This is a genomic window from Streptomyces sp. WELS2 (assembly GCF_013870595.1).
Taxonomy (GTDB): domain Bacteria; phylum Actinomycetota; class Actinomycetes; order Streptomycetales; family Streptomycetaceae; genus Streptomyces.
In genome coordinates this window covers 1-1,531 of record NZ_JACBWZ010001180.1, presented here as the reverse complement: position 1 = coordinate 1,531, position 1,531 = coordinate 1, and the positions used below count along the sequence as shown (strand labels likewise).

Here is a 1,531-nt window from a genome sequence, read left to right as displayed (position 1 = left end):
CCGCCCTCGGCCCGCCGCCGCCCTGCGGCGCATGTACGTCGACACCAGTCCGTTCAGCGCGGCGCACCTGAGCCTGAACGCGGAGGTGCTGGGGCCGGAGCGGATGCTGTTCGGCACCGACTCGCCGCCGATGGCCGCGCCGCTGGAGGACTTCGTCCACATGGTCGAGAAGCTGCCGCTCGACAAGGCGTCCCAGCAGCTCATCCTCGGCGGAAACGCCCAAGCTGTCTTCGACCTCAGGAGCCGTCCGTGACCACCACGCAGGAGGCCGTCGCCGCGGCCGAGCGGTGCACCCCCGAGTTCCGCCGCGATCCCCACGCCGTGTACGCCCGGCTGCGCGCCGAGGCACCGGTCTGCCCGATGAGACCGCCGCACGGCAACGAGACGTATCTGATCACCCGGTACGAGGACGCGCGGGCCGCGCTGTCGGACCCGCGGCTGAGCAAGGACATGTACGGGGCCATGGACGCCTACCGGAGGATCTTCGGGGACTCGTCCATCGCGCTGGACGACAACATGCTCAACTCCGACGCGCCCAAGCACACCCGGCTGCGCAGGCTGGTCAACTCGGCTTTCACGCCGCGGCGGGTGCAGGCGCTGCGGCCGCGCATCGAGCAGATCGTCCGCGAGCTGCTCGACGCGTGCCCGCCCCGGGAACCCGTCGACCTGCTGGCCGCGTTCGCGTTCCCGCTGCCGATCATCGTGATCTGCGATCTGCTGGGTGTGCCGGCCGCGGACCGGTCGCGGATGCAGCGGCTGTCGACCACGGTGGCGCAGACCGGTTTCGGCGAGGAGTTCAAGCGGGCCCAGCAGCAGGCGGAGGAGGACCTGCACGGGTACTTCACCGAGCTGATCGACGCGAAGCTGGACCGCCCGGACGACGACCTGCTGAGCGCGCTGATCGCGGCGCGGGACGGCGCGGACGGCGCGCTCACCCAGAACGAACTGGTCTCCACGGCCTTCCTGTTGATGTTCGCGGGCCACAAGACGACCGCGTACCTCATCGGCAACGCCGTGCACCATCTGCTGTGCCACCCCGAGCAGTGGCAGGCCGTACGGGAGAACCCGGAGCTGATCCGCGCGGCGGTCGAGGAACTGGTGCGCTACGACGGCTCGGTGGAGACCGCGACCTTCCGCTACGCGACCGAGGACGTGGAGTACGGCGGGACCCTGATCCCCAAGGGCGCCCTGGTCCAGATCGCGCTCAGCTCGGCCAACCGCGACCCGGCCAAGTTCGACTCCCCCGACGAACTGGACGTGCGGCGGCCCGGCAACGCGCAGGACGCCCACCTCGGCTTCGGGCACGGCAGCCACTACTGCCTGGGCGCCCCGCTGGCCCGGCTGGAGACACAGCTCGCCCTGACGCTGCTGTTCGAGCGGTTCCCCCGGATGGCCCTGGCCGACCCGGCCGCCGGGCCACGGTGGCTTCAGGTGCCCTTCCCCGCCTTCCGCGGCCTGGCGGAGCTGCCGGTCGTCCTGGACCCCGCCGGGTAGCCGCGCCGGAAACCGGGGGCGGCCGGCGTATGGCGGC

Annotated in this window: 2 protein-coding genes; both read left to right on the top strand. The window is 71.8% G+C overall.

The features are described 5' to 3' along the window. The coding region (locus tag H5J33_RS34820; protein WP_181798648.1) for an amidohydrolase family protein at positions 1-253 on the top strand (253 nt) is incomplete at its 5' end. Then, positions 250-1,494, top strand: a complete 1,245-nt coding sequence (locus H5J33_RS34815; RefSeq protein WP_181798647.1) for a cytochrome P450 — start codon at positions 250-252, stop codon at positions 1,492-1,494. The genes H5J33_RS34820 and H5J33_RS34815, both read left to right, overlap by 4 nt. Positions 1,495-1,531 lie beyond the last annotated feature (37 nt).